The sequence below is a fragment of the Hydrogenophaga sp. GW823-FHT04C09 genome (assembly GCF_058796355.1).
This window is the reverse complement of the sequence record NZ_JBXAIO010000005.1, coordinates 319,550-340,534: the sequence shown is the minus strand read 5'-3', so window position 1 is coordinate 340,534 and position 20,985 is coordinate 319,550. Positions and strand designations below refer to the sequence as shown.

Below are 20,985 nucleotides of genomic sequence, written 5' to 3'. Positions count from 1 at the left end.
CCCGCACCGCCCAGGGCGGGGGAAGGGGGAAGCGTTACGCCAGCGCCCGCGAATGCACCTTTCGTCGTACATGCCCGCTGCGGCGCACAATCCGTCACACTGCACCCACCCCCGTCCCAGGAGCCCGCATGAGCAGCATCTACGACTTCGAAGCCCAGTCCATCGACGGCAAGCCCGTGCCTTTGCGGCAGTTCGAGGGCAAGCCTTTGCTGATCGTCAACACCGCGAGCGCCTGCGGGTTCACGCCGCAGTTCGGCGGGCTGGAGAAACTGCACCAGGCGTATGGCGCGCGCGGCCTGGTGGTGCTGGGTTTTCCGAGCAACCAGTTCGGCGGCCAGGACCCGGGCAGCAACGACGAGATCGCCAGCTTCTGCCAGCTCAACTACGGCGTGAGTTTTCCCATGATGGGCAAGATCGACGTCAACGGCGCGAACGCGCACCCGCTCTACCAGTGGCTCACGGCCGAGGCCCCGGGCCTGCTGGGCAGCAAGGCCATCAAGTGGAACTTCACCAAGTTCCTCGTGGGCAAGGACGGCCGCGTGCTCAAGCGCTACGCGCCGCAGGACGCGCCGGAGAAGCTGGCGAAGGACATCGAGGCCGCGCTCGCGGGCTGAGGCCGAAGAGCGGGCGCAGCCACGCCGAGCGGCGCACCAGGCCATCGGTGAGCACCCAGCAGCCCAGCACCGTGCCCAGCAGCAGCACGGCCGGCTCCGCCACCGGCCCGAGCGCCAGCGGCGCGAGCAGCACGGCCAGCGCCAGGATCAGCGTCTGGTGCAGCACGTACCAGGGGTACACCGATTCGTTGGCCCAACCCAGCCAGGGCCAGGGCCGGTTGAGCCGGTGGTGGGCCCAGCCCAGCACCGCCACCAGGCTGGTCCACAGGTAGGCGTCGGCCGCGAGCCGCGCCGCCAGGCGCCAGGCGGGGGCCCCACCCACCGCCGCGGTGCGCAGGCCCACGTGCAGCGCGAACCAGCCCAGCGCCAGCGCCAGGGCGATCCAGCGCAGGCGGCGCAGCGAGGCCCAGAGCCCCGCGTCCACCCCGATCCAGTACCCGTACACGAACAGCGTGAAGTACACCGCGTGCAGCCAGGCGTCGTGGATCAGGTCGTGGGTGGGTGGAAAGCGCGGCCAGAGGGTGAACGAGTACAGGGCCAGCGGCACCACGGGCAACAGCAGCAGCGCCGGGCCGCGCAGCCGGGTGAACGCTATGCGCAGGCGCTGGCCCGCGGCCGAGTCCAGCACCGGCGTGAGCAGCGCCAGCACCCCCGTGTACACCCACAGGTAGGCGAGGTACCAGAGGTGGTTCCAGGTGACACCGGCCTCCCAGCCGTCGAAGGCGCCGCGCGGCCAGGGGCCGCCGGTGAAGTAACGCGCCAGGAAGGCCAGGAAACCCGGCCCGATGCTGCCGTTGTCGACCACCTGCACATACACCTGGTAAGGCACGACCACGGCCATGCCGAACGCCAGCGGCACCCCCAGGCGCAGGCTGCGCCGCCCGATCAGCCTCAGCGGCGCGTGGCCCTGCCGCAGGAACCCGAAGGCCACGCCGGAGATCAGGAACACCAGGTCCATGCGCCAGAGGTTGAGCGCGCGCATCGGCCACTGCAGCCAGTCGGCGGCATGCGGGCTTTTCAGATGCCAATGCCAGTCGGCGACGTAGTACATGGCCACGTGGTACAGGATGACCAGGCCAAAGGCCAGGGCGCGCAGGGCATCGATGTCGTGTCGGCGGTTCATGAAGGGCCCCTCGGTCGGACGGGAAAGGCGTCGATTCTTGGCCCGGCGCGCGCTCCCACGCAGCGCTTTGGGACGACCCGTGGGCCGGCTGTGACGGGTGGCTCACCGCAGGGATGGGCGGGGCGGCCCCTCGGGCCTAGACTGGCGGCCATGGCCTATGCACCCGACTGGTTTGCGCGCTACCCGGCGATCCGCCGCCGGGTCGAAGTGGCGTTCTGGGTGGGGGTGCTGGCGCTGCAGGCGGCCTTCAACACCCTGGTGGCCTGGGTGGACCTGCCGCGGGTCGCCGCGTGGCAGCCGGTGGTGTGGGAGGTCTCCAGCGCCCTGGCCACCGGCCTGCTGATCCCGGCGATCGTGGTGTTCGAGCGCGGCGTGCCGCTGCGCTGGGAGACGCTGCGCACCGCCCTGCCGCTGCATCTGGTGGCCAGCGTGGTGTTCTGCGTCCTGCATGTGGCGGGCATGGTGTTGCTGCGCCAGGCCGCCTACGCGCTCGTGGGCGCGCGCTATGGCTTCGGCGATTGGCCGCTGCAGCTGGCTTACGAGTACCTGAAGGACGTGCGCAGTTACGCCCTGATCGTCGCGGCGCTGATGAGCTACCGCTTTCTGATGCTGCGGCTCACCGGCGAGGCGAAGCTGCTCGATGCCCCGGAGCCGGCCCCTGGCGGCGCCGACGCGGCGCCCTTGCCCGCGCCGCGTCCGGCGCGTTTTCTGGTGCGCAAGCTGCGCCGCGAGTTCCTGGTGGCCGCGTCGGACATCGAGTGGGTGCAGGCCCAGGGCAATTACGTGGGGTTGCACGTCAATGGGCACGACTACCTGCTGCGCTCGACGTTCACCGAGTTCCTGCAGCAGCTGGACCCGGAGCGTTTCGTGCGCGTGCACCGCAGCCACGCGGTGAACCTCGACCATGTCGCCGAGATCGAGCCGCTGGACAGTGGCGATGCGCGCCTGACCATGCGCGATGGCTCCACGGTGCCCTGCAGCCGCCGCCATCGGGATGCGATCGGCCAGCGCGGCCGCGTCTCACCCGGCTCAGCGGCGGCGGCGCGCTGAAGGCCCTGGCGGGAGACCTCGCGTCAGGACAGTGGCGGGATCCGACTGCTCCGGCCCTGCTCGCGGGCGTCTGCCCGGGCGCGCAAACGTCACTTCATCAACACCACGGTTGGCGCGCACCCTCTGTGGCAACCGCGAATGGGGGCCTGCGCATTCGGACGCCGCCACTGTCCTGCAAGAAGCGTGGGCACACCCAGCTTGGCACGCCTACTTTTGTCGTGGGGCGGGTGGTCCGGGCAGGAGGGCGCCGGCCCCATTCGCGGTTGCCACAAAAGCAGGTGTGCCAGCCCAGTATTGACGAAGTGATGTGGGCGGACCCGGGCAGACACCCGCGAGCGGCCGGCGCCAGCCTGCCCGGACCACCCGACCTCGCCAACCCGGTGGAGCGGAAAACTCAGAACCCCAAAGCCTCGTCTAGCACCTCGACCCAGTGCCGCACCGGCGTGGCCGTGCCGCTCTGCAGGTGCGTGATGCAACCGATGTTGGCGCTGGCGATCACCGCCGGCCGCAGCTCATCCAGGTGGCCGAGCTTGCGGTCGCGCAGGGTGTGCGCGATCTCGGGGTTGAGCACCGAGTAGGTGCCGGCCGAACCGCAGCACAGATGCGCCTCGTTGTTCGCCACCTGCACCGTGAAACCCAAGGCACCCAGGTGCTGCTCCACACCGCCCTTGAGTTGCTGGCCGTGCTGCAGCGTGCAGGGCGGGTGGAAGGCCACCACGCGCGCCGCGTCCGGCGCCTGCTTCAACAAGGGCCGCAGCACCGGCACCAGCGCGGGCAGCAGCTCGCTCAGGTCGCGCGTGAGTTCGCTCACGCGCGCGGCCTTGGCCGCATAGGCCGGGTCGCCCTGAAGGATGTGCCCGTACGCCTTCACCGTCACACCACAACCCGAGGCGTTCATCACGATGGCCTCGACGCCGCCTTCGATCAGCGGCCACCACGCATCGATGTTGGCGCGCATCTGGGCGCGCCCGCCGTCCTGGTCGTTCAGGTGGAACTTCACCGCGCCGCAGCACCCGGCCTCGGGCGCGAGCACCCCCTGGATGCCGGCCGCATCGAGCACGCGCACCGTGGCGGCGTGGATGCTGGGCATCATGGCCGGCTGCACGCAGCCCGCGAGCAAGAGCACGCGGCGCGCGTGCGTGCGCGTGGGCAAGGCGCCGGCCGCGCGCGGCGCGGGCACCTTGTCCTTGAGCAGGCCGGGCAGCAGCGGTCGCACCATCTGGCCGAGCTTCATGGCCGGCGCGAACAGCGGCGAGGTCAGGCCCTCCTTGAGCAACCAGCGCACGGCCTTTTCACCCATCGGGCGCGGCACCTTTTCGTCCACGATCTGGCGGCCGATGTCGACCAGGTGGCCGTAGTCCACCCCGCTCGGGCAGGTGCTTTCGCAGTTGCGGCAGGTGAGGCAGCGGTCCAGGTGCAGCTGGGTCTTGCGCGTGGGCTCGGCGCCTTCGAGCACCTGCTTCATCAGGTAGATGCGCCCGCGTGGGCCGTCGAGTTCGTCGCCGAGCAGCTGGTAGGTGGGGCAGGTGGCGGTGCAGAAGCCGCAGTGCACGCACTTGCGCAGGATGGCCTCGGCCGCGCGGCCATCGGCGCGCTGCTGGTATTCGGGAGAGAGCTGGGTTTGCATGGTCGCTCGGTTCCGGTCAGCCCATGCGGCCCGGGGTGAAGATGCCCGCCGGGTCGAACTCGGCGCGCAGGCGTTGCGTGATGGTCTGGATGGCGGTGGCCGCCGGGTGGAAGCGCGGCACGCCGGGCGCGCCGTCGGCCCCGGCGCGGAACAGCGTGGCGTGGCCGTTCACGGCCGCGGTGGCCGCGCGGATCTGGCCGGCCGCGCCCGCGGGCGCCCACAGCCAGCGCTGCGCGCCCTGCCATTCGATCAGCGGGGCCCAGGGCAGGTCCAGCACCGGCGCGGTCTGCGGCACCGACAGGCGCCACAGGCCCAGGTCGGCCGCCGGTGCCTCGAAGAACGGCAGGCGCTGGTCGCGGGCGTCGGCCCAGTCGCGGCCGGCCTGCGCGGGGTCCAGGCGGGTGCCGCCGGCCTCGCGCGCCAGGCGCTCGCAGGCGGCCTCCACCGCCGCGACGGCACCGCGCAGGCGCACGGTGAGGCGGTCCGCGGTCCAGCGGCTGGCGTTGACCGGCAGTGGCTGGCCGCCCCAGCGGTGCACTTGCTCCAGCGCCTCGTGCTGGCCGAGTGCAAACACGAGCGTGGCCTCGGCCGGCGCCACCGGCAGCACCTTGAGGCTGACCTCGGTGATCACGCCCAGCGTGCCCAGGGAGCCCGCGAGCACGCGGCTCACGTCGTAGCCGGCCACGTTCTTCATGACCTGGCCACCGAAGGTGAGCAGCTCGCCGCGCCCGTTGATGAAGCGCGCGCCGAGCACGTAGTCGCGCACCGCGCCGGCGCTGGCGCGCGCCGGGCCGGCCAGGCCCGCGGCGACCATGCCGCCCACAGTGCCGCCAGGGCCGAAGTGCGGTGGTTCGAACGGGAAACACTGGCCGCGCTCGGCCAGCACCGCCTCCAGCTCGGCCAGTGGCGTGCCCGCGCGCACCGTGACCACCAGCTCGGTCGGCTCGTAGCTGACGATGCCCGACCAGCTGGTGGTGGACAGGGTGTCGCCCGCGACGGCCTCGCCGTAGAAGGCCTTGGTGCGGCCTCCGGCGATGTGCAGGGGTGCGTGCGCGGCCGCGGCGGCGCGGACCCGGTCGATCAGTTCGCCGGGGGTCTCATGGGGCGGGAAAGACATGGCGACGATGGTAGTCGCCCGACCTCTTTCCGGCTTTGAATTTTCTGCACGCCGCGATGCAATCGCGGCGCGCTCTACCGGGTGTAGCCCATGCACATGCCGGCGTTGGGCCGGCCCTGGCACTCGCGCTTGAGGCGCTTGTCGCGCGCGGCCGGCGCTTCTTCCGACGGCGCCTTGTGGAACGTGACCTTGGACGGTGCTTTTCGCTGACCGCCGCTGGCGGCCTGCCCCGGCAGGCTGCTCAGGCCCAGGCTGGCGAACAGAACGAGGGCGACAAGGCGCGGTGGTGCACGGAACATGGGACTCCTCCTGAATGTGGGTGTCGGGCGCGCATCATAGGCGCGGCCGGCAGGCGATATCAGGGGGGGTATCGCAGCGGCGCCAGCTGCGCGGCGATGCGCTCGGCCTCGGCACGCAGCAAGGTCAGCAGGCGCGGCTGGCGGGCCGCCAGGTCGGCCCCGGTCGCGGCCAGGCTCAGCGAGGCCACCGGCGCCCCCGACGGGCTGCGGATCGCCACGCCCAGGGCGGCGATGCCCGGGATGATGTCCTCCTGGTTGAAGCCATAACCGAGCCGGCGCGAGCGCTGCACCATGCGCCGCACCGCCGTCTGGCGCGCCTCGCCCCGGCGCACGATGGCCTGCAGGTTCAGCGCTTCCAGCCGCGTCTGCTCGGCGCGGGGCAGCGCGATCAGCATGGCGACCCCACCGGCCGAGAGGCTCAATGGGCGGCGCGTGCCCACGTCCACGGTGTAGGCCTTGAGCGCCTTGCGGCCCTCGAAGCGCGCCACGCACACCGACTCGGCGCCGCTGCGCACGTTCAGGAACACGATGTCGCGCGTTTCGGCGGCCAGCCGCGCCAGCCCGGGCGCGGCCAGGCGTTCGATCGCGAAGTGCGGCGCGGCGGCCACGCCGAACTCGTGGGCCAGCGGCCCCAGCGAGTAGCGCCGCGTGCCCGGCACCCGCACGGCCAGCCCCTCGTCGAGCAGGCAGGCCAGCATGCGGTGCACGGTGGAATGCTCCAGCGCGGCCTCCTGCGCGAGGTCGCTCAGCCGCCAGCCGGTGGCGGTGCGCATGGACAGCAGGCGCAGCAGGCCGATGGCGCGGTGCAGGCTGCGGGTCCCATCGGGCGAAGAAGCGGTGGAAGACATTTTGTCCACTATACGGAAAAACCGGGCGCACCCACGCCCCTGCCATCGACCGCGCTCGGAATAATTTCCCCAGGGCCGATCACGGGATCGGCACACCAACGGAAAGTGGGACACGATGCAGACATTCGAGGATTTCGCGGTCACGCGCCAGGCGATGGACAGCGATGTGGTGGTGCTGGGCGCCGGCGCGGCGGGCGTGGCGGCGGCCCTGGCCGCGGCGCGCGGCGGCGCGCGCGTCACGCTGGTGGAGGCCGGCGCCCTGCCCGGCGGCGAGCTGGTCAGCGGCATGGCGATCGACGGCGCGCTCAACGCGCGCGGCGAATGGATCCTGGGCGGCACGGGCCGCGAGCTGCTGGCCGAGTGCGAGCGGCTGGGTGGCTACATCGGGCCGCTCAACGACTGGCGGCTGATCTGGTACGTGTGCCTGGACCCGGAGGTGATGAAGCTCGCGGTGGCGCGCTGCCTGGCGCGCGCCGGGGTGCAGCTGCTGCTGCACACCACCGCCACCGGCGTGGTGCGCGACGGCGGCACGGTGCACGCGCTGCAGGTGCGCAACAAGGAGGGCCTGACCGAGATCCGCGCGCCGCTGTTCATCGACTGCTCGGGCGACGCCGACATCGTGCGCGCCGCGGGCGGCCAGGCGCTGCACGGCGGCAGCCAGGGCGAGATGCAGCCGGTCTCCATGATGTTCCGCATGGCCGGCGTGCGCACCGCGCCGCTGCTCGAGTTCCTGCACGCGCACCCCGAGCACTTCGCGCTGGGCGAGAGCGAGGCGATCCGCCAGGGCCGCACCGACCAGGCCCTGGCCCGGGCCGCGCAGGCCCAGGGCGAGCCCACGGTGTTCCTCAAGGGCGATGGCCCGCTGGTGGCGGGCGCGATCGAACGCGGCGAGCTCTACCCCACCGCGCTCATCATGGTCCAGCCCACCTCGCGCCAGCGCGGCGAGGTCTGCCTCAACAGCACGCGCGTGGGCGGCATCGACGGCACCCGCACGCAGGCCCTCAGCGCCACGCTGGCCACGCTGTCCGACCAGGTCTGGCAATGCAGCGCGTTCATGCAGCGCCATGTGCCGGGCTTCGAGCAGGCCGGTTTCAGCGGCATCGCCACCCGCGTGGGCGTGCGCGAGACGCGCCGCATCGTCGGCCACGACAGCCTGTCGGAAGACGACGTGCTGAGCGCGCGCAAGCGCGACGACGGCATCGCCAAGGGCTCGCACCACGTGGACATCCACCAGTCGGGCACCGGTCAGATCCGCATTCCGGTGCGCGATGGGGGTTCCTACGACATTCCCTGGGGCTGCCTGCTGCCGCAGGGCGTGCGCAACGTGGTGGCGGCCGGGCGCATCTTTTCCTCGGACCGGGGCGCCAACGGCTCGGCGCGCGTGATGGGCCCCTGCCTGGCCATGGGCCAGGCCGCGGGCACCGCCGCGGCCCTGCTGCTCGACAGCGGCGCCGGTGTTGCCGACTTCGCCACCTTGCCCGTGCAGGCGCTGCGCTCGCGCCTGCAGGCCGACGGCGCCATCCTGGACGGCACGCACTGATCCCGACTTCCCCCACCACAATGAGGAGACACACCATGAAAAAAACCATCACCGCCCTGCTGCTGGCCGCCTGCGGCCTCACCGCGCACGGCGCGAGCGACTACCCCAGCGCTCCCGTGCGCATCGTGGTGCCGTTCCAGGCTGGTGGCCTGACCGACATCCTGGCGCGCGCGATCGCGCAGCACGCCAGCCCGCGCCTGGGCCAGCCCTTCGTGGTGGAGAACAAGCCCGGGGCCAGCGGCAACATCGGCGCCGACACCGTGGCCAAGAGCAAGCCCGACGGTCTGACGCTGCTGATGGGCTCGATCGGCACCAACGCGGTGAACGCCCACCTGTTCTCGCGCATGCCCTACGACACGCTCAAGGACTTCACGCCCATCAGCCTGGTGGCCAGCGGCACGCTGATGCTGGTGACCAACCCGGCCGTGCCGGCCACCGACATGCGCTCGCTGCTGGCCTATGCGCGCGCCAACCCCGGCAAGCTGACCTACGCGTCCGGCGGCGCGGGGGCCTCGCAGCACCTCGCGGGCGAGTTGCTCAAGACGATGGCGAACGTGGACATCGTGCACGTGCCCTACAAGGGCGTGGTGCAGGGCGTGACCGACGTGGTGGCCGGTCAGGTGAACATGACCTTCGACCTGGCCACGGTGGAGCCGCACATCCGCGCCGGCAAGCTGCGCCCGATCGCGGTGGCCAACGCGCGGCGTTCGTCCGCCTTCCCCGAGGTGCCCACCATCGCCGAGTCCGGCGTGCCCGGCTACGAGGTCAGCGCCTGGTACGGCCTGTTCGCGCCGGCCGGCACGCCGCCGGCCATCGTGCAGCGGCTGCAGGCCGAGGTGGTGAGCGCGCTGAAAGACCCGGCCCTGCTGCAGCGCCTGAGCGCACTGGGCGCCGAGCCCGCCGGCAGCACGCCCGAGGAGCTGTCGCGCTTCGTGCGCAGCGAGTACGACAAGTGGGGCAAGGTGGTCCGGCAGGCCGGCATCCGGCTCGACTAGAGAACCCCCGCCGGTGCGGCCCGCCGCTGAGGCTCGCGGCCATGCAGGTGGACCGCGAAGGTGTCCCAGGGCAGTGGCGCGCCGGCCTGGCGAAGCAGGCGCCCCACCTCGCCCCGGTGGTAGCTGCCGTGCACGATCACGTGCAGCAGCATTTCCTCGCGCGTCATGCACCCTCGGTCTCCATCGGTGAAGGCGAAAGGCCAGGGCTCGGCCAGCGCCTCGGGGCTCAGGCCGCGCAGGTGGTCCAGGTACCAGCGGTCCGAGCTGCGCAGGTCATGCTTCAAGGCCTCCAGCGTCGGCGTGTCCGGCGCGTGGTCCGCCGTGAAGCCGTGCGGCTGGTGGGTCAGGTGGGCCATGAAGATCCGGTTGACGGTCAGGACGTGGTTGAGCAGCCGCAGCGCGTCGTGCCGCGCCGGGGCGTGGCCCCCGGCATCGAGCCCTTGGAGTGCGTCGACGAGTTCGCCGTGCGCCCAGGCCTGGTAGCGGAACAGGCTTTGCAGCGATGCCAGAGAGCCCATGGTCCATCTCCTTCAGAATGTGAGTCAATGGCTCACATCCTCTGACCTGGGAGGCCGCATGTCTACTCGCATTCCCGCCGTGTCCGCGCCCATGCGCAAACAACCTCGCCAGGCCCGCTCGCGCACGACGGTGGACGCGATCGTCCAGGCGGGGGCTCGCATTCTGGGCCAGCGCGGCTGGGCGGGGTTCACGACCAACGCGGTCGCGGAAGCGGCCGGCGTGAGCATCGGATCGCTCTACCAGTACTTTCCCGACAAGCACGCGCTGATCGACGCGATCCGCCGCCAGCACCTGGACGATTGCCTGTCGGCGGTGCAAAAGCCGGCCGCCGGGAAAAGCCTGAGGCGGTACGTCGAAGCACTCGTCGACGACATGATCGCGGTGCACGCCGGGAACCCTGGCCTGCACCAGGTCCTGCTCGACGAGGTCCTGGCCGCCGAAGGCCTGCGCGACCCGCACAGCGCCTTCGAAAAAACCTACCTGGGCTGCCACGCCAGCGCCGTCGCCCACTACCGCGGCGAGGCGACCGCGGCGGCCGCGGACGCGCTCGCGGGCACCCTCGTGTCCGACGCGCTGGATGGCGTCATCCACAACGCCATCCGCCGCGGCGAGCTGGCGTCGACGGCGGTCCGCTCGGAACTGGTGCGCCTGCTGCTGTACCTGAGGGACGTCGCCCGCCGCCGAGCCCCGGCATGAAAAAAGCCCGCGGGCCTTTCGGCTCGCGGGCTGGACCTCCCACCAGGGGGAGATCGATCCCAGGAGAACTCAGCGGTTGTAGGCCGTCTCGCCGTGCGAGGTGATGTCCAGGCCTTCGCGCTCGGCTTCTTCGCTGACGCGCAGGCCGACCATCATGTCCACGATTTTGTAGGCCACGAACGACACCACGCCGGACCAGACGATGGTCACAAGCACGCTCTTGATCTGCACCCAGAGCTGGGCGCCGATGGCGTAGTCGTCGGCCTTGACGCCGCCCAGGCTGGAGGCGGCGAACACCGCCGTCAGGATGGCGCCGACGATGCCGCCGACACCGTGCACGCCGAACACGTCGAACGCGTCGTCGGCACCCAGCATCTTCTTGAGGCCACCCACGCCCCACAGGCAGACCAGGCCGGCGATCAGACCGAGGGCGATGGAGCCCATCGGGCCGATGAAGCCAGCGGCCGGCGTGACCGCCACCAGGCCGGCGACGGCACCCGAAGCGGCACCCAGCATGGAGCCCTTGCCCTTGTGCAGCGCTTCACCCGCGATCCAGGACAGCGTGGCCGCGCCGGTGGCGAGGATGGTGTTGATGAAGGCCAGACCGGCCACGCCGTTGGCGGCACCCGCCGAGCCGGCGTTGAAGCCGAACCAGCCGACCCACAGCAGCGAGGCACCGACCATGGTCAGCGTCAGGCTGTGCGGGGTGAGCGCTTCCTTGCCGTAGCCGATGCGCTTGCCCACCACGTAGGCACCCACCAGACCGGCGATACCGGCGTTGATGTGCACCACGGTGCCGCCAGCGAAGTCCAGCGCGCCGTCGGCGCCCAGCAGACCACCGCCCCAGACCATGTGGGCCATCGGGATGTAGCTGAAGGTGAACCAGATCACGGAGAACAGCAGCACGGCCGAGAACTTGATGCGCTCGGCGAACGAGCCCACGATCAGCGCGCAGGTGATGGCCGCGAAGGTCGACTGGAAGGCCACGAAGACGAACTCGGGGATCGTCGGCAGCAGGCCCGAGAGCGTGTCGGCCGTGATGCCCTTGAGGAAGACCTTGTCGAAGCCGCCCACGAACTTGCCTTCGCCCACGAAGGTCAGGCTGTAGCCGTAGACGCACCAGAGGATGGTGATCAGCGAGAAGATGACGAACACGTGCATCAGCACCGACAGCATGTTCTTCGAACGGGCCAGGCCGCCGTAGAACAGGGCCAGGCCCGGGATGGTCATCAGGATGACCAGCATGGTGGAGGTCAGCATCCAGGCGGTGTCGCCGGTGTCCAGCGCGGGCGCGGCGGCAGCGGCCGGCGCGGCTTCGGCGGCGGCAGCGGGGGCTGCTTCAGCCGCAGCGGGGGCCGCGGCCGGCGCGGCTTCGGCAGGGGCGGCGGCCGCGGGGGCCTCCGCGGGCGCGGCGGTCTGCGCCATGGCGTTCAGGCCACCGAAGGCCAGGCCCATGCCCAGGAACAGGGTTGCGATGAGTTTTTTCATGTCCGTGATCTTTCTTGTTCAGGGGGCGGCGATCAGAGCGCTTCCTTGCCGGTCTCGCCGGTCCGGATGCGCACCACCTGTTCCAGGGAAGTGACGAAAATCTTGCCGTCGCCGATCTTGCCGGTGCGCGCGGCACCTTCGATGGCTTCGATCACGCGCTCGACGAGCTCGTCGGACACGGCGGCCTCGATCTTGACCTTGGGCAGAAAGTCGACCACGTACTCCGCGCCGCGGTACAGCTCGGTGTGGCCCTTCTGGCGGCCGAAGCCCTTGACTTCGGTGACGGTGATGCCTTGCACGCCCATGCCGGAAAGTGCTTCGCGCACTTCGTCCAGCTTGAACGGCTTGATGATGGCTGAAACCATTTTCATGCTGTGATTCCTCTTCTAGAACGGAAGGGTGCTCAGACCGGAGGGCCGACACCGCGGTTTGCGGAGGGACCATGGAACTCCACGGCCCGGATTCAATCGCTTACACCCCCAAGCATGGACCGTGCCAACGGCCCCCGCCCGCGTACCCCCCCGGGTTCGGGTCCTGGCGGCCACCTACAGTTGGGCCGCGCGCCCGGATTTTTCAGGCGCCACCGCCGCCCCGATCGCCCACGGCCACACCAAAGCTGTGCGCACCAATTGGGTGCGGCCCACGGGGCGCCTTTTGCCCCAGCGGGTGGCCTGGGCGCGCACCGAAACAGGGAGAAACCACACATGAGTCTGTCATTGGTGCACAGCCGCGCGCTGCTCGGCCTGGAAGCCCGCCCGGTCTGCGTCGAGGTCCACCTCGCCAACGGCCTGCCCAGTTTCACGCTGGTCGGCCTGGCCGACACCGGCGTGAAGGAAGCGCGCGAGCGCGTGCGCTCGGCCATCGCCAACGCGGGGCTGGAGTTCCCGTCGAACAAGCGCATCACCGTGAACCTGGCGCCGGCCGACCTGCCCAATGCGTTTCCTGATAGCTCCTATCCATCGAAGTGGCCAGATGGCAGGACTCTCCCTGGTGTGTTTCAAGAAACATCAATGGACTTCTTCGGTGGAACATCTATGGCGCGATAGATGCCCCCCAAAAGGGGGAATACTGCATCGGAGGCGCACTTCCGTGCTTGCTCTGGGCATCAGTGCCCATCGAGGACTCAGCAGCGCGGCTCATGTCTGTGCGCTGACTAAGTCCTCTTGCGCGGGCTTGCTTCACCTTCTGGCTGGCCGCAAACCCGTCGAAGTGCGCTCAAGAACCCCTTGGGGAAAATTCTGCGTCCGCTTTCAACGTCGCATATTTCGCCTTGGCTACCCTCCACCCATCCCTCGTCCGCCAGAAATCTTGGCTCGAGAACTTGCATGAGCGCGGAAAGCTCTGAGCCAGTCAGTGCGCGATTGCTCAGGCTCTCCGCGTGACTCCCTCCTCTAGCGTCCTGACCTCTGTCTACATACAGCGTCGTTGCAGCTTTAAGGAGGTTCAACTGATTTTGTAGTTTGTCTCTTTCTGCCAGACCTGACTGAACCAAGAAGCGCAGCGCAGGGTCTGGAATTGAAGTGAGCCTGCTTTGAATAGCAGAGCGCGCCACGTCGGGCGGACTCACCTTGTCCCGCCCAACGAAGTTTGCCCAAGCCTCTATCAAGGTCACAAGAGGCGCCGAACTTTTATTCGATAGCGTCTTCTTCTTTAGTACCTGCATCGCCTCCGCCATCTTGCCGATTGTGGCGACGCTAAGGTCTTGGACAGAGCCTTTGGCCTGTCCTTCGCATATCGCATGGAGCTTGCGCAGAACGGCTTGCCGTTCGGGTCGATGAGTAGCTGCGAGCAACTCTTCAAGAACCACCTGAGGATGTACTTTTTCCATCTACTGAAGGGCGATGTTTTTCGCTACGTAAGGAGGCGGCGTCTGTGGAATGAGGGACTTCACATCCAAATGAAGATGGGTTGAAAGGCACTTTCGGGCGTCGACAATTTCAACGACCTTCCTACGACCAAGAGCTGGATTGGCAGGATTGCAGGCGTGAGCCATTTGTTGGATAAATCGATTGCCAAGCCTAAGTTGGTCTTCGGCATTCAGCGTGAAGAAGATGGGTTGAGCCCCCTCCAAGGCAAGTGCCGCATCCATCAACTGAGAGCGACGCAAGATTGCGGTTGGCGCCTGAGCCTCAGGATAGATTTCCAACGACTCGCACACGAGGTCCAGTTGCTCGAACTCAGAACCAACGTCTCGCAATGCAACTTCGATGTCCGACTTACTACCCACTGCAAGCAGCTTGCGACTTTCTGCTGCCGCATCTGAGCTCTCGGCCAACATCAGGCGACACCTCTCGATGAGACGCATAGATGCCACGACGTCCTCCGCCCTATCGCTGAGTCTTTGAGCACTGACATCAACCTTCGCACGCGCGTTCTTCAACTCAACCGCCGTCGGTCCAGCCCCATTAACCGCTTCTTGAGAAATCTGCTCAGCTACGAGGTCTTGGTACATGCGGTCAGCGAGAAGAAGTGAATTTTTCGCCTCGTCGAAGTGGAAAAGAGCTAAGTTGCACCGGTCCACAAGCGCTGGCAGATAGTGCGCAGCTGTCACCAACCACCTGCAGCGGACACAGTTCCTTGCTCCCCCGGGGACAGGCGAAAACTTTGGCTTAGACGCGGTGCCTAGATTGGGCCCACCGTTGTAGCAACCGCCACAGTTCTTTTCGCCCCCCTCCATCGGTGACACATTGCCTCCTGCGATACACAGGCCAAGGCTCAGTGGCATCCACCCTACGGGGTTGCGTGCGGCCGGATTCTTAGCAATTGCGCCAAGTAAGGAGTCTGCATCGTTCCCAATGACACTCTCCATCAGCTTCGTGTGTGCATTGTTCCTCAGCCAGTTTGTCAAGAGGGCCGCGCCTTTAGCCTCCAAGGTATTGACGGCAACTTCAAGATGCATAGCCATTCCGACCTGCCCGCGTTTGCGGTAGTAGATGGTCATCGCAAGTCGACTATGTCCCAACACACGCATGATGACGGTGAGTGGTGCACCTGCATCCGCCAGTGCAGTGGCGATGGATACACGGACGCTATGTGGAGGGAACAGCGTACGCTTTGCTCTTCGATTCTCTGAGACAACGAGCTGAATCGCAGAGCCGTCCGTGTTCTTCACGCCTTTCAGTCGGAGGCGCCTCTCCAGCTCTTCAAGTGTCGAGAACCAAGTGTGGTCGAGCATGCCATCGGCGAGAGGCAAGTAAGCATTCCCACCACGCTCTTCAGGGAGTCGAAACAGAAAGCAAGTGTCGGGGAAGCCAGCAAGTTGAACATCGCTCTTTCTCGGAATGTGCCGAGAATCCAACTGCTTCCAAGATGTGGGGTGCGCTAACGGGTTGTACTTCTCTTGCCAGTTTCGAAGCTTGTGAAGCCAGTAGAAGACATCGTTTTCGATGCCCTTGCCAGACACCCAGGGAAACGAGTATCCCTTTTGTGCGCCGCTCTTCTTTGCGTCAGCCGTTTTATTGGTATTGACGTACACAACCGCATTCGACCATCCACTGGGCAACTTGACATCGCGGTCAAGCAAATCTGCTCCAGGTCGTCGAAATACTCCTTGCTGCAGCGGTTTGCCCTGTGTGCCTCGACGCAGGTGGGTGGTATTGAGCGTCCACTCGCCTGCGCCGTTGACGAGGTTGTATCGCCAGGTGTCAGCTTCTCCTGAGTCTAGGAGCCTCACCTGAAGTGTTCGCGTCGGAAGATTGCACCTCATCAACTGCGCAACCCACCTTACAGGAGACCACATTTCATATCGCGCACCGCCAGCCGCGCGACTTCGAACGTGACGCCTCCACACACAATCTGGGTCTTCCATGTCAATTAGAGAGAACGGCACTTCAAACCACTCTGGGGGACCACCCCCTTGTCGACCTTCTTCAACGCCAAGTTGCGTTCGTGCCCAGAGCCAGTCGCGGAAATTCGGGCCTTGTGCAATGATTCTCCGGCACTCGACGAGGAACTCGTAAGGAAGCGCTGAGTATCGACTTTCACTATCGAAAGAATCTCCTTTGAACGACTTTTTCGTCAATGGATTTCGAAACAATGCGTCAATGTGGACGCGTCCTTGCTCATCTCGTTCGCTGAAGTGCGTTCGCAGGACCCACTCAAGGAACTCGGACGAGTAGTTCAGACAGACTTTTCCATGCCGAGTGCTGGGGAACGCCGGATCGGTAGGTGGAGCTTCGTAGAAGCGCGAAAGAAGCTCTTCTGGTTGAGTCGTGAGCCGCTGCTTGAGGATGTAGTCTTGGAACAGCTTTGTCAGAGAAGTCAAACGCGCCGGCAAGGCGTCTTTGTGTGCGGCAAGCCATTCTTCCGCGAGAACACGCCATCCCTCCATGTGCGAGTTGGTCCGCGTGAGCCATCGCATGTGAACATCCCAGGCTTTGCCTTGACCAACCTGCTGTGGAGGTCGAACCCCTTCAGCCTTTGCCCATTTTCTAAGTAGCGGACGCTCAACATCGTGCAAACGCGACGCCGCCAGATACCCCTCGGTCTCAACTACGTGCAGTGCTGCCTTCTTACTTTCTGCAGAGTATGACTTGGAAGTCCTCTTGACCGACTTAACCACTCTGCCACTAACAGGGCCAAGTTGTACTTTGGCCTGCCAATGGCGCACGCTGCCCTCGGATATTCCCAATTGTTCAGCGGCCAGAATCACCCCTATACGACCTGCTAGAGCTACTGCCTCGGCAACCTGCTCTTTGGTGAAACTTCGCCTCATGACGCGGCTCTGAATTGGCTGGCTTTCTCGAATCCAACTGCCCAAGGTGCTCTTGCTAATCTTCAGTTCTTGTGCTGCTTGCTTGGTTGAAGTAGACCTCGCTCTAGCCACCGCCTGCTTCCGGAAGTCATCCGAGTAGGTGTTGACCGTCCTCCTCTTATCGGGTTTGCTCACCCAACGAATGAGCGTTTGATAGGGAATTCCTGTCTTCTCGGCGGCCTCTCTAGCTCCGAACTTTTGAGCAAGGGCTACCGTCTTGGAGCGAGTCTTGTTGTCATACTGAGTGCGACGGACTTTGTCCGCATTGGTCTCCGGCAATGTCCTCCTCCAACCTCTCAATGTCGGTTCGGGAATTCCAAGTTCTCGCGCCGCCTGCACGACTCCAACCACGTCGGCCCGGGATATAGCCGTTTGCCTCTCGAAATCAGAGCGAGGAACGCCCCTACCTCGATGTTCAGACATTTTCGTCATAGTCCGTAGCGTCCGTTGGGTCCCGACTACATCCGCTGCAAGCGGTACTCAACCTCATCGACGAACGAGTCCCATTTTCGGGCTTCCGCCGTGCTAGACAGGCGAGCAGCGGCTGCATCCAACGACTTGAGGACCTCGGCCTCCTTAGCACGCGTGTAGACCTCATGGCTTCCGTAGGAGCGGTGATGCATGTAATGCTGGATGTCATCCCCTGGGACACCCGCCGCAGCGAGCCGTCGTCCGTATGCATGCCGATGTCCATGACGGTGGGTCCCATCAGACATAGAAGGCGTTAGACCGATGCGCCGGACTGCGGCTGCGTGAGCTTGACGGAATGCCGACATCTTGTATTCCTCTCCAACATGACCACGCAACATGTTGGCAAAGGCAAAGGGGTGATTTCTAGGAATCGACACCAGGTCAACGAGATATCGCTTCCAGATCTTCATAAACAGACGACCCATCTGTGGCACGAACCAATAGACGCGAAAGGCAAGAGTTCCATAGTCTTTAGAGAGCGCTGCGCCCTTCCATCCGGCATGCTTACTGCCAAGCTGCAGCGTGCGCGGCTCTATCCCCCAGCGCATCTTTAAGTAGGTCCGCCTATTGCCTGTCTCGAGCTCTCCAAAGCCATTTACCCAGTCTTCTGGCGCGGCTCCTTCGAGAGGATGGTGCATTAGCACAACAGGCATGTCATGGTCTTCGCCGTCTTCGTGGACGTCCGTGACGTACATGTGGAAGGGCTCGGATGGCCTCACTCCTCCGGCATCCAGAAGCAAGGTTATGAGCATGTCTCTAAACGAGTACCGTCCGCCAACGCACCAGCCCTTGAGAAGCAGGTCCATGAACCTGTCCTCCGGAAAGCCCGCTGGTTCCCCCCTTCGTCCACCGAGAGGTTTTGGCATATACGCGGACGTTCTTACCGCGCCGCTAGGCTCCACCTCAGTTTGCTCTGGATCAATCGGCCACGTATGACCAAGAAACGCATGCTCGCGGGCAGTCGCATACGCGGCTCGGTCCACGAGTTGGTCGAACGGCGTTGTAGGGGCTTGCAACTTCTTTCGCAGCTCTTCGAACTCATTAAAGAATGTCAAGAGCTGGGAGAGCATCCTTCGCACAGTAGGACGACTAATGGGTGTCCAGCACAGCCCAGAAGGGTCCACTCCAAGCGAACCATCAAACGTCCCTGTTAGCAGTCGGTTTCCAAAGCTCTTCAGCAAGTAGATGTCGCTCATGCTTCGATTCGCTGCGGCAAACTCGATGAATAGTACGCAAGCGCTGCAAAGTTTTTTCAACCAATCAAGGCTGCGCTTCTCTTTGTTGTCGCAGCAGAAATCCAACAACGGCTGAATAACTCCTCTGTTTGTGAGGACGGCGGGTACGTCCACATGGAGTCCCGTGCCGACGACCGGGACTCTCGCGCGCACCACGACGGCAACGACCTCGCCGACGGGAAGTGCATCCACGATGTTTACAAGCTCATCGACAACTTTCGCCATCATCTCTTCAGACCTGCAGAGTTGCTGGTCGGTTCTTGTCGGACGCTCTGCTGAGCACTGCGTGGAAGAAAACCTACCTCGCCAAGCGCAGGATGGTGAACGTCGCCTACGTTCGACATCAAGAAATGCACTCGGCTCTCTGCTGTAGAGCTGATGCAACTTCGAACGTCGACTAGCGTTCTAGAAATCTGGCTAGTCAGCTTCAATTTCTCTCCCTGGATGCCGAAGGTTTTCGTTGCCAAAATGCTACGGAAACAGCTCACGTTGAGCATCGAAAGCAGCGACGACTGCCAGTTAGCGCGCTGGTCTTCCATCGCCTCTAGGGAAGCGTCAATGTCTTCAAATTCGGCCAACACTGCCAAGAGGTGTCTAGGCAGTCGGTCTCCAACAACTCTACGTTCCGACTGAACCGAGAACGAGGCGCACATGTCACGGAATTCCTCTGAGCTCATATCGTTGTTACTCGTTAATTTGGTCATGTTTCAACCAGACTGCCGCTCCCCGTAAAGGAAGTCAACCGGCGAGCCGCCTCTAGGAAGCCTAGAAACGTGGATAGTTCGACTAGCCAAATGGCTAGATTTCCCCTTTTGGCCGCGAGTGGAGATGCCTGACTACTCTCTAGTCGAGCCGGTACTCCACTGCGATGCCGCCGTGAAACGTGCACACAGGCGCCCAGTTCACTGCAAAGCGCCGAAGGCTGTGCGTTACGTCGTAGCGCATAAACAGCCAAGGTCGCTCGCCATACTTTTCTGCTTTTGACTGGGCGCGATTCCATTGGTCGTCGCGCGGCTCGTACGTCCAGGCATCGGCGCTTTCGATAGCGGCGTCAACGCGCTCCAGGCGCTTCATGTCAAAGGCCCAATGACTGGGAACAGCCTTTGAGCCTGCGACCATGAGCACGGGCAAGTGGAAGTTTTGGGGCCTCGCCTCAGCGTTGAGTGTCTCGCCGAGCACGTCTTTCGCCCGAACCCACACAGTCATTGGCAAAGCAGCGCCTTGCGGAGGAAGGGACAGAGAAAGGTAAACCTCGCGCTTTCGAAAACCGACAATCTCATGTGTGCGAAGCTGAAGTTGGGCTGAAGACAGGGTTTGCAGGTTCGCCTCAAAGTCGCTTGGAAGAAATAGCACCAAGGCCGACCCATGGTGGCCGTCAAAGAGAATAGGAGCGTCCAACGTGTCGCTTGCGATGAGTGCTCCATGCGCAGGCGGGCACAGAGTGAGATGGCGAGTTGGCCATTGTCTCGTGAGCGCACCCCGGGTTAGGGCACGGATGCGAGAGAGGCCAGGGATTTCACTGGTAGATATAGGTGCGCCTAGTTGTTCGAGGGGGACGTTTGATGCGGTCGTGTTCATTTCTGATGCTCTGCGGTAGTGTTGAGTTGATGCCAGCGAGCTGACATCTCAGTAGAGCAACCGCATTTATCCCTTCACTCACTTGCGTCGCTTTGCGCAGGGTCTGGGCTGAGCACAGTAAAAAAAGGGAGGCGTCGTGCCTCCCTTGGGTGAAATTTCAATCTTCTAAAGACTGACGCACAAGACCGTACGTCTGTCATCGCCGACGACTACCTTGCTACCGATGTGGCGATTCCAGGACCTCTACGTAGTCTCGCGACCATGGAAAGAATCTGGTGACCAGCGGCTGTGACTCTCTTCTCAATTCCTGGAGGCCTCAGGTAGACCTGGGTGGGAATACTGAGTTGTGAGAAAGCCCGCTCGCACGCTCTTGTACTGCCTCATCGTTCGCATCGCTACGAACGACTCCATAACACCTGGTTGAAGCAGAGTCCGAAATCGGTCTTGAACATCATCAAGATGATTTCTCGCACCTTGTGTGTCCTTGAAAGCCTTCTCCAGAATCGGCTCCAGAGTGAATGCGTCACGTCCGATTTGGTTGAAGCCGTCGGAGCCTTTCAGGCGGACTCTCATGAACCCTGCCGTATCCCACTGCTGCATTGCTTGGTACACAGCGGGGTCGGCGGGATTGGCAACGTTGCAGTAGTAGTTGTCGCCCATCTCCACGTCGAAGAACAGAAGGTCGCACTTGTCTATTGCCATAAGAGAAATGCGAAACCGTGGAGGTCGAACAGGCTCATCAAGATGGATATCCAGAATGGGCAGGCGAGGTGCCACGGTCAAACCGCGACGAGTCGGTTTATCCAACTTCTGAGGATTCAGAAGTGACACTCGACTGACAAATCGTTCGATGTCGAGTGTGAGTACGGTCTGTGAGTTTTGGTTGTTCATAAAAGAGGTTCCTTGAAAAGTCTGCAGCAAGAAGCGTGTGCTGCAAGTCGTCTAGGAACCTCTCTTAAATTTTCGAGTGCAACCGGGAAAATTTCTTTCGGAGCTGCGTGCCATCTGCTGAGCAGGAGAGCTGTCTGCTCA

At 64.7% G+C, this 20,985-nt stretch carries 19 protein-coding genes and 1 pseudogene; 6 read left to right on the top strand and 14 right to left on the bottom strand.

Features of this window, described 5'->3' with window-relative positions; genetic code table 11:
• The first annotated feature begins 128 nt into the window (after positions 1 to 128).
• Positions 129 to 614 (top strand): glutathione peroxidase, encoded by a 486-nt coding sequence (locus AC1Q9M_RS16415; RefSeq protein ID WP_382163347.1) that lies wholly within the window; start codon positions 129 to 131, stop codon positions 612 to 614.
• Here AC1Q9M_RS16415 and AC1Q9M_RS16410 read toward each other — a convergent pair.
• Complete coding sequence (locus tag AC1Q9M_RS16410) at positions 544 to 1,737, bottom strand: acyltransferase family protein (protein WP_492434639.1); 1,194 nt, start codon at positions 1,735 to 1,737, stop codon at positions 544 to 546. The genes AC1Q9M_RS16415 and AC1Q9M_RS16410 overlap by 71 nt on opposite strands.
• Before the next feature lie 150 nt (positions 1,738 to 1,887).
• Between AC1Q9M_RS16410 and AC1Q9M_RS16405 the strand changes: the two genes are divergently transcribed.
• Positions 1,888 to 2,787: a LytTR family DNA-binding domain-containing protein gene (locus tag AC1Q9M_RS16405; protein WP_382322748.1), complete on the top strand. Its 900-nt coding sequence runs from the start codon at positions 1,888 to 1,890 to the stop codon at positions 2,785 to 2,787.
• Between the two features lie 394 nt (positions 2,788 to 3,181).
• Here AC1Q9M_RS16405 and glcF read toward each other — a convergent pair whose 3' ends face one another.
• The 4 genes from glcF to AC1Q9M_RS16385 form a co-directional block, all read right to left on the bottom strand.
• Entirely contained in the window at positions 3,182 to 4,414 is a 1,233-nt protein-coding gene (gene glcF, locus AC1Q9M_RS16400) for a glycolate oxidase subunit GlcF (protein WP_382322747.1), read from the bottom strand.
• 16 nt (positions 4,415 to 4,430) lie between these two features.
• Positions 4,431 to 5,531, bottom strand: a complete 1,101-nt coding sequence (glcE, locus tag AC1Q9M_RS16395; RefSeq protein WP_444687927.1) for a glycolate oxidase subunit GlcE — start codon at positions 5,529 to 5,531, stop codon at positions 4,431 to 4,433.
• A 74-nt stretch (positions 5,532 to 5,605) separates the two neighbouring features.
• Positions 5,606 to 5,830 carry a hypothetical protein gene (locus tag AC1Q9M_RS16390; protein ID WP_382163356.1) on the bottom strand — a complete coding sequence of 75 codons (225 nt, stop codon included), beginning with the start codon at positions 5,828 to 5,830 and terminating at the stop codon, positions 5,606 to 5,608.
• Positions 5,831 to 5,889: 59 nt separating this feature from the next.
• The gene (locus AC1Q9M_RS16385; protein WP_492434638.1) at positions 5,890 to 6,678 is read right to left on the bottom strand and encodes an IclR family transcriptional regulator; all 789 of its coding nucleotides are present in this window, start codon (positions 6,676 to 6,678) and stop codon (positions 5,890 to 5,892) included.
• Between the two features lie 115 nt (positions 6,679 to 6,793).
• On the opposite strand from AC1Q9M_RS16385, the gene AC1Q9M_RS16380 reads away from it, so the two are divergent.
• Together AC1Q9M_RS16380 and AC1Q9M_RS16375 are read left to right on the top strand one after the other, a co-directional pair.
• A complete protein-coding gene (locus AC1Q9M_RS16380; protein ID WP_492434637.1) occupies positions 6,794 to 8,218 on the top strand; it encodes an FAD-dependent oxidoreductase in 1,425 nt (474 codons plus the stop codon).
• Between the two features lie 35 nt (positions 8,219 to 8,253).
• Entirely contained in the window at positions 8,254 to 9,213 is a 960-nt protein-coding gene (locus AC1Q9M_RS16375) for a Bug family tripartite tricarboxylate transporter substrate binding protein (RefSeq protein ID WP_444687925.1), read from the top strand.
• Here the strand turns inward: AC1Q9M_RS16375 and AC1Q9M_RS16370 are convergent.
• On the bottom strand, positions 9,210 to 9,731 hold the full coding sequence (locus tag AC1Q9M_RS16370) for a DinB family protein (protein WP_492434636.1): 522 nt from the start codon (positions 9,729 to 9,731) through the stop codon (positions 9,210 to 9,212). The two genes, AC1Q9M_RS16375 and AC1Q9M_RS16370, sit on opposite strands and share 4 nt — an antisense overlap.
• Positions 9,732 to 9,789: 58 nt before the next feature.
• Here AC1Q9M_RS16370 and AC1Q9M_RS16365 point away from each other — a divergent pair, with 58 nt between their 5' ends.
• The gene (locus AC1Q9M_RS16365) at positions 9,790 to 10,428 is read left to right on the top strand and encodes a TetR/AcrR family transcriptional regulator (RefSeq protein WP_492434635.1); all 639 of its coding nucleotides are present in this window, start codon (positions 9,790 to 9,792) and stop codon (positions 10,426 to 10,428) included.
• Positions 10,429 to 10,497: 69 nt separating this feature from the next.
• On the opposite strand, the gene amt is transcribed toward AC1Q9M_RS16365, so the two are convergent.
• Both amt and AC1Q9M_RS16355 read right to left on the bottom strand, forming a co-directional pair.
• A complete protein-coding gene (gene amt, locus AC1Q9M_RS16360) occupies positions 10,498 to 11,916 on the bottom strand; it encodes an ammonium transporter (protein ID WP_444687923.1) in 1,419 nt (472 codons plus the stop codon).
• A 32-nt stretch (positions 11,917 to 11,948) separates the two neighbouring features.
• Positions 11,949 to 12,287 carry a P-II family nitrogen regulator gene (locus tag AC1Q9M_RS16355; protein ID WP_291124926.1) on the bottom strand — a complete coding sequence of 113 codons (339 nt, stop codon included), beginning with the start codon at positions 12,285 to 12,287 and terminating at the stop codon, positions 11,949 to 11,951.
• A 333-nt stretch (positions 12,288 to 12,620) separates the two neighbouring features.
• Between AC1Q9M_RS16355 and AC1Q9M_RS16350 the strand changes: the two are divergent.
• A pseudogene (locus AC1Q9M_RS16350) lies at positions 12,621 to 12,848 on the top strand (magnesium chelatase domain-containing protein); the annotation flags it as partial.
• A gap of 221 nt (positions 12,849 to 13,069) precedes the next feature.
• Here AC1Q9M_RS16350 and gmtX read toward each other — a convergent pair.
• The 6 genes from gmtX to AC1Q9M_RS16320 all read right to left on the bottom strand — a co-directional run bounded on the left by gmtX (position 13,070) and on the right by AC1Q9M_RS16320 (position 20,844).
• A complete protein-coding gene (gmtX, locus tag AC1Q9M_RS16345) occupies positions 13,070 to 13,744 on the bottom strand; it encodes a gamma-mobile-trio protein GmtX (RefSeq protein ID WP_492434634.1) in 675 nt (224 codons plus the stop codon).
• Complete coding sequence (gene gmtZ / locus AC1Q9M_RS16340; RefSeq protein WP_492434633.1) at positions 13,745 to 17,092, bottom strand: gamma-mobile-trio integrase GmtZ; 3,348 nt, start codon at positions 17,090 to 17,092, stop codon at positions 13,745 to 13,747.
• A gap of 35 nt (positions 17,093 to 17,127) precedes the next feature.
• Entirely contained in the window at positions 17,128 to 18,603 is a 1,476-nt protein-coding gene (gmtY, locus tag AC1Q9M_RS16335; RefSeq protein ID WP_492434632.1) for a gamma-mobile-trio recombinase GmtY, read from the bottom strand.
• Positions 18,600 to 18,962 (bottom strand): hypothetical protein, encoded by a 363-nt coding sequence (locus AC1Q9M_RS16330; protein ID WP_492434631.1) that lies wholly within the window; start codon positions 18,960 to 18,962, stop codon positions 18,600 to 18,602. Before AC1Q9M_RS16330 ends, gmtY begins: the two co-directional genes overlap by 4 nt.
• Positions 18,963 to 19,218: 256 nt before the next feature.
• Positions 19,219 to 19,773: a hypothetical protein gene (locus AC1Q9M_RS16325; RefSeq protein WP_492434630.1), complete on the bottom strand. Its 555-nt coding sequence runs from the start codon at positions 19,771 to 19,773 to the stop codon at positions 19,219 to 19,221.
• 480 nt (positions 19,774 to 20,253) lie between these two features.
• A complete protein-coding gene (locus AC1Q9M_RS16320) occupies positions 20,254 to 20,844 on the bottom strand; it encodes a hypothetical protein (protein ID WP_492434629.1) in 591 nt (196 codons plus the stop codon).
• Between the last annotated feature and the right edge of the window lie 141 nt (positions 20,845 to 20,985).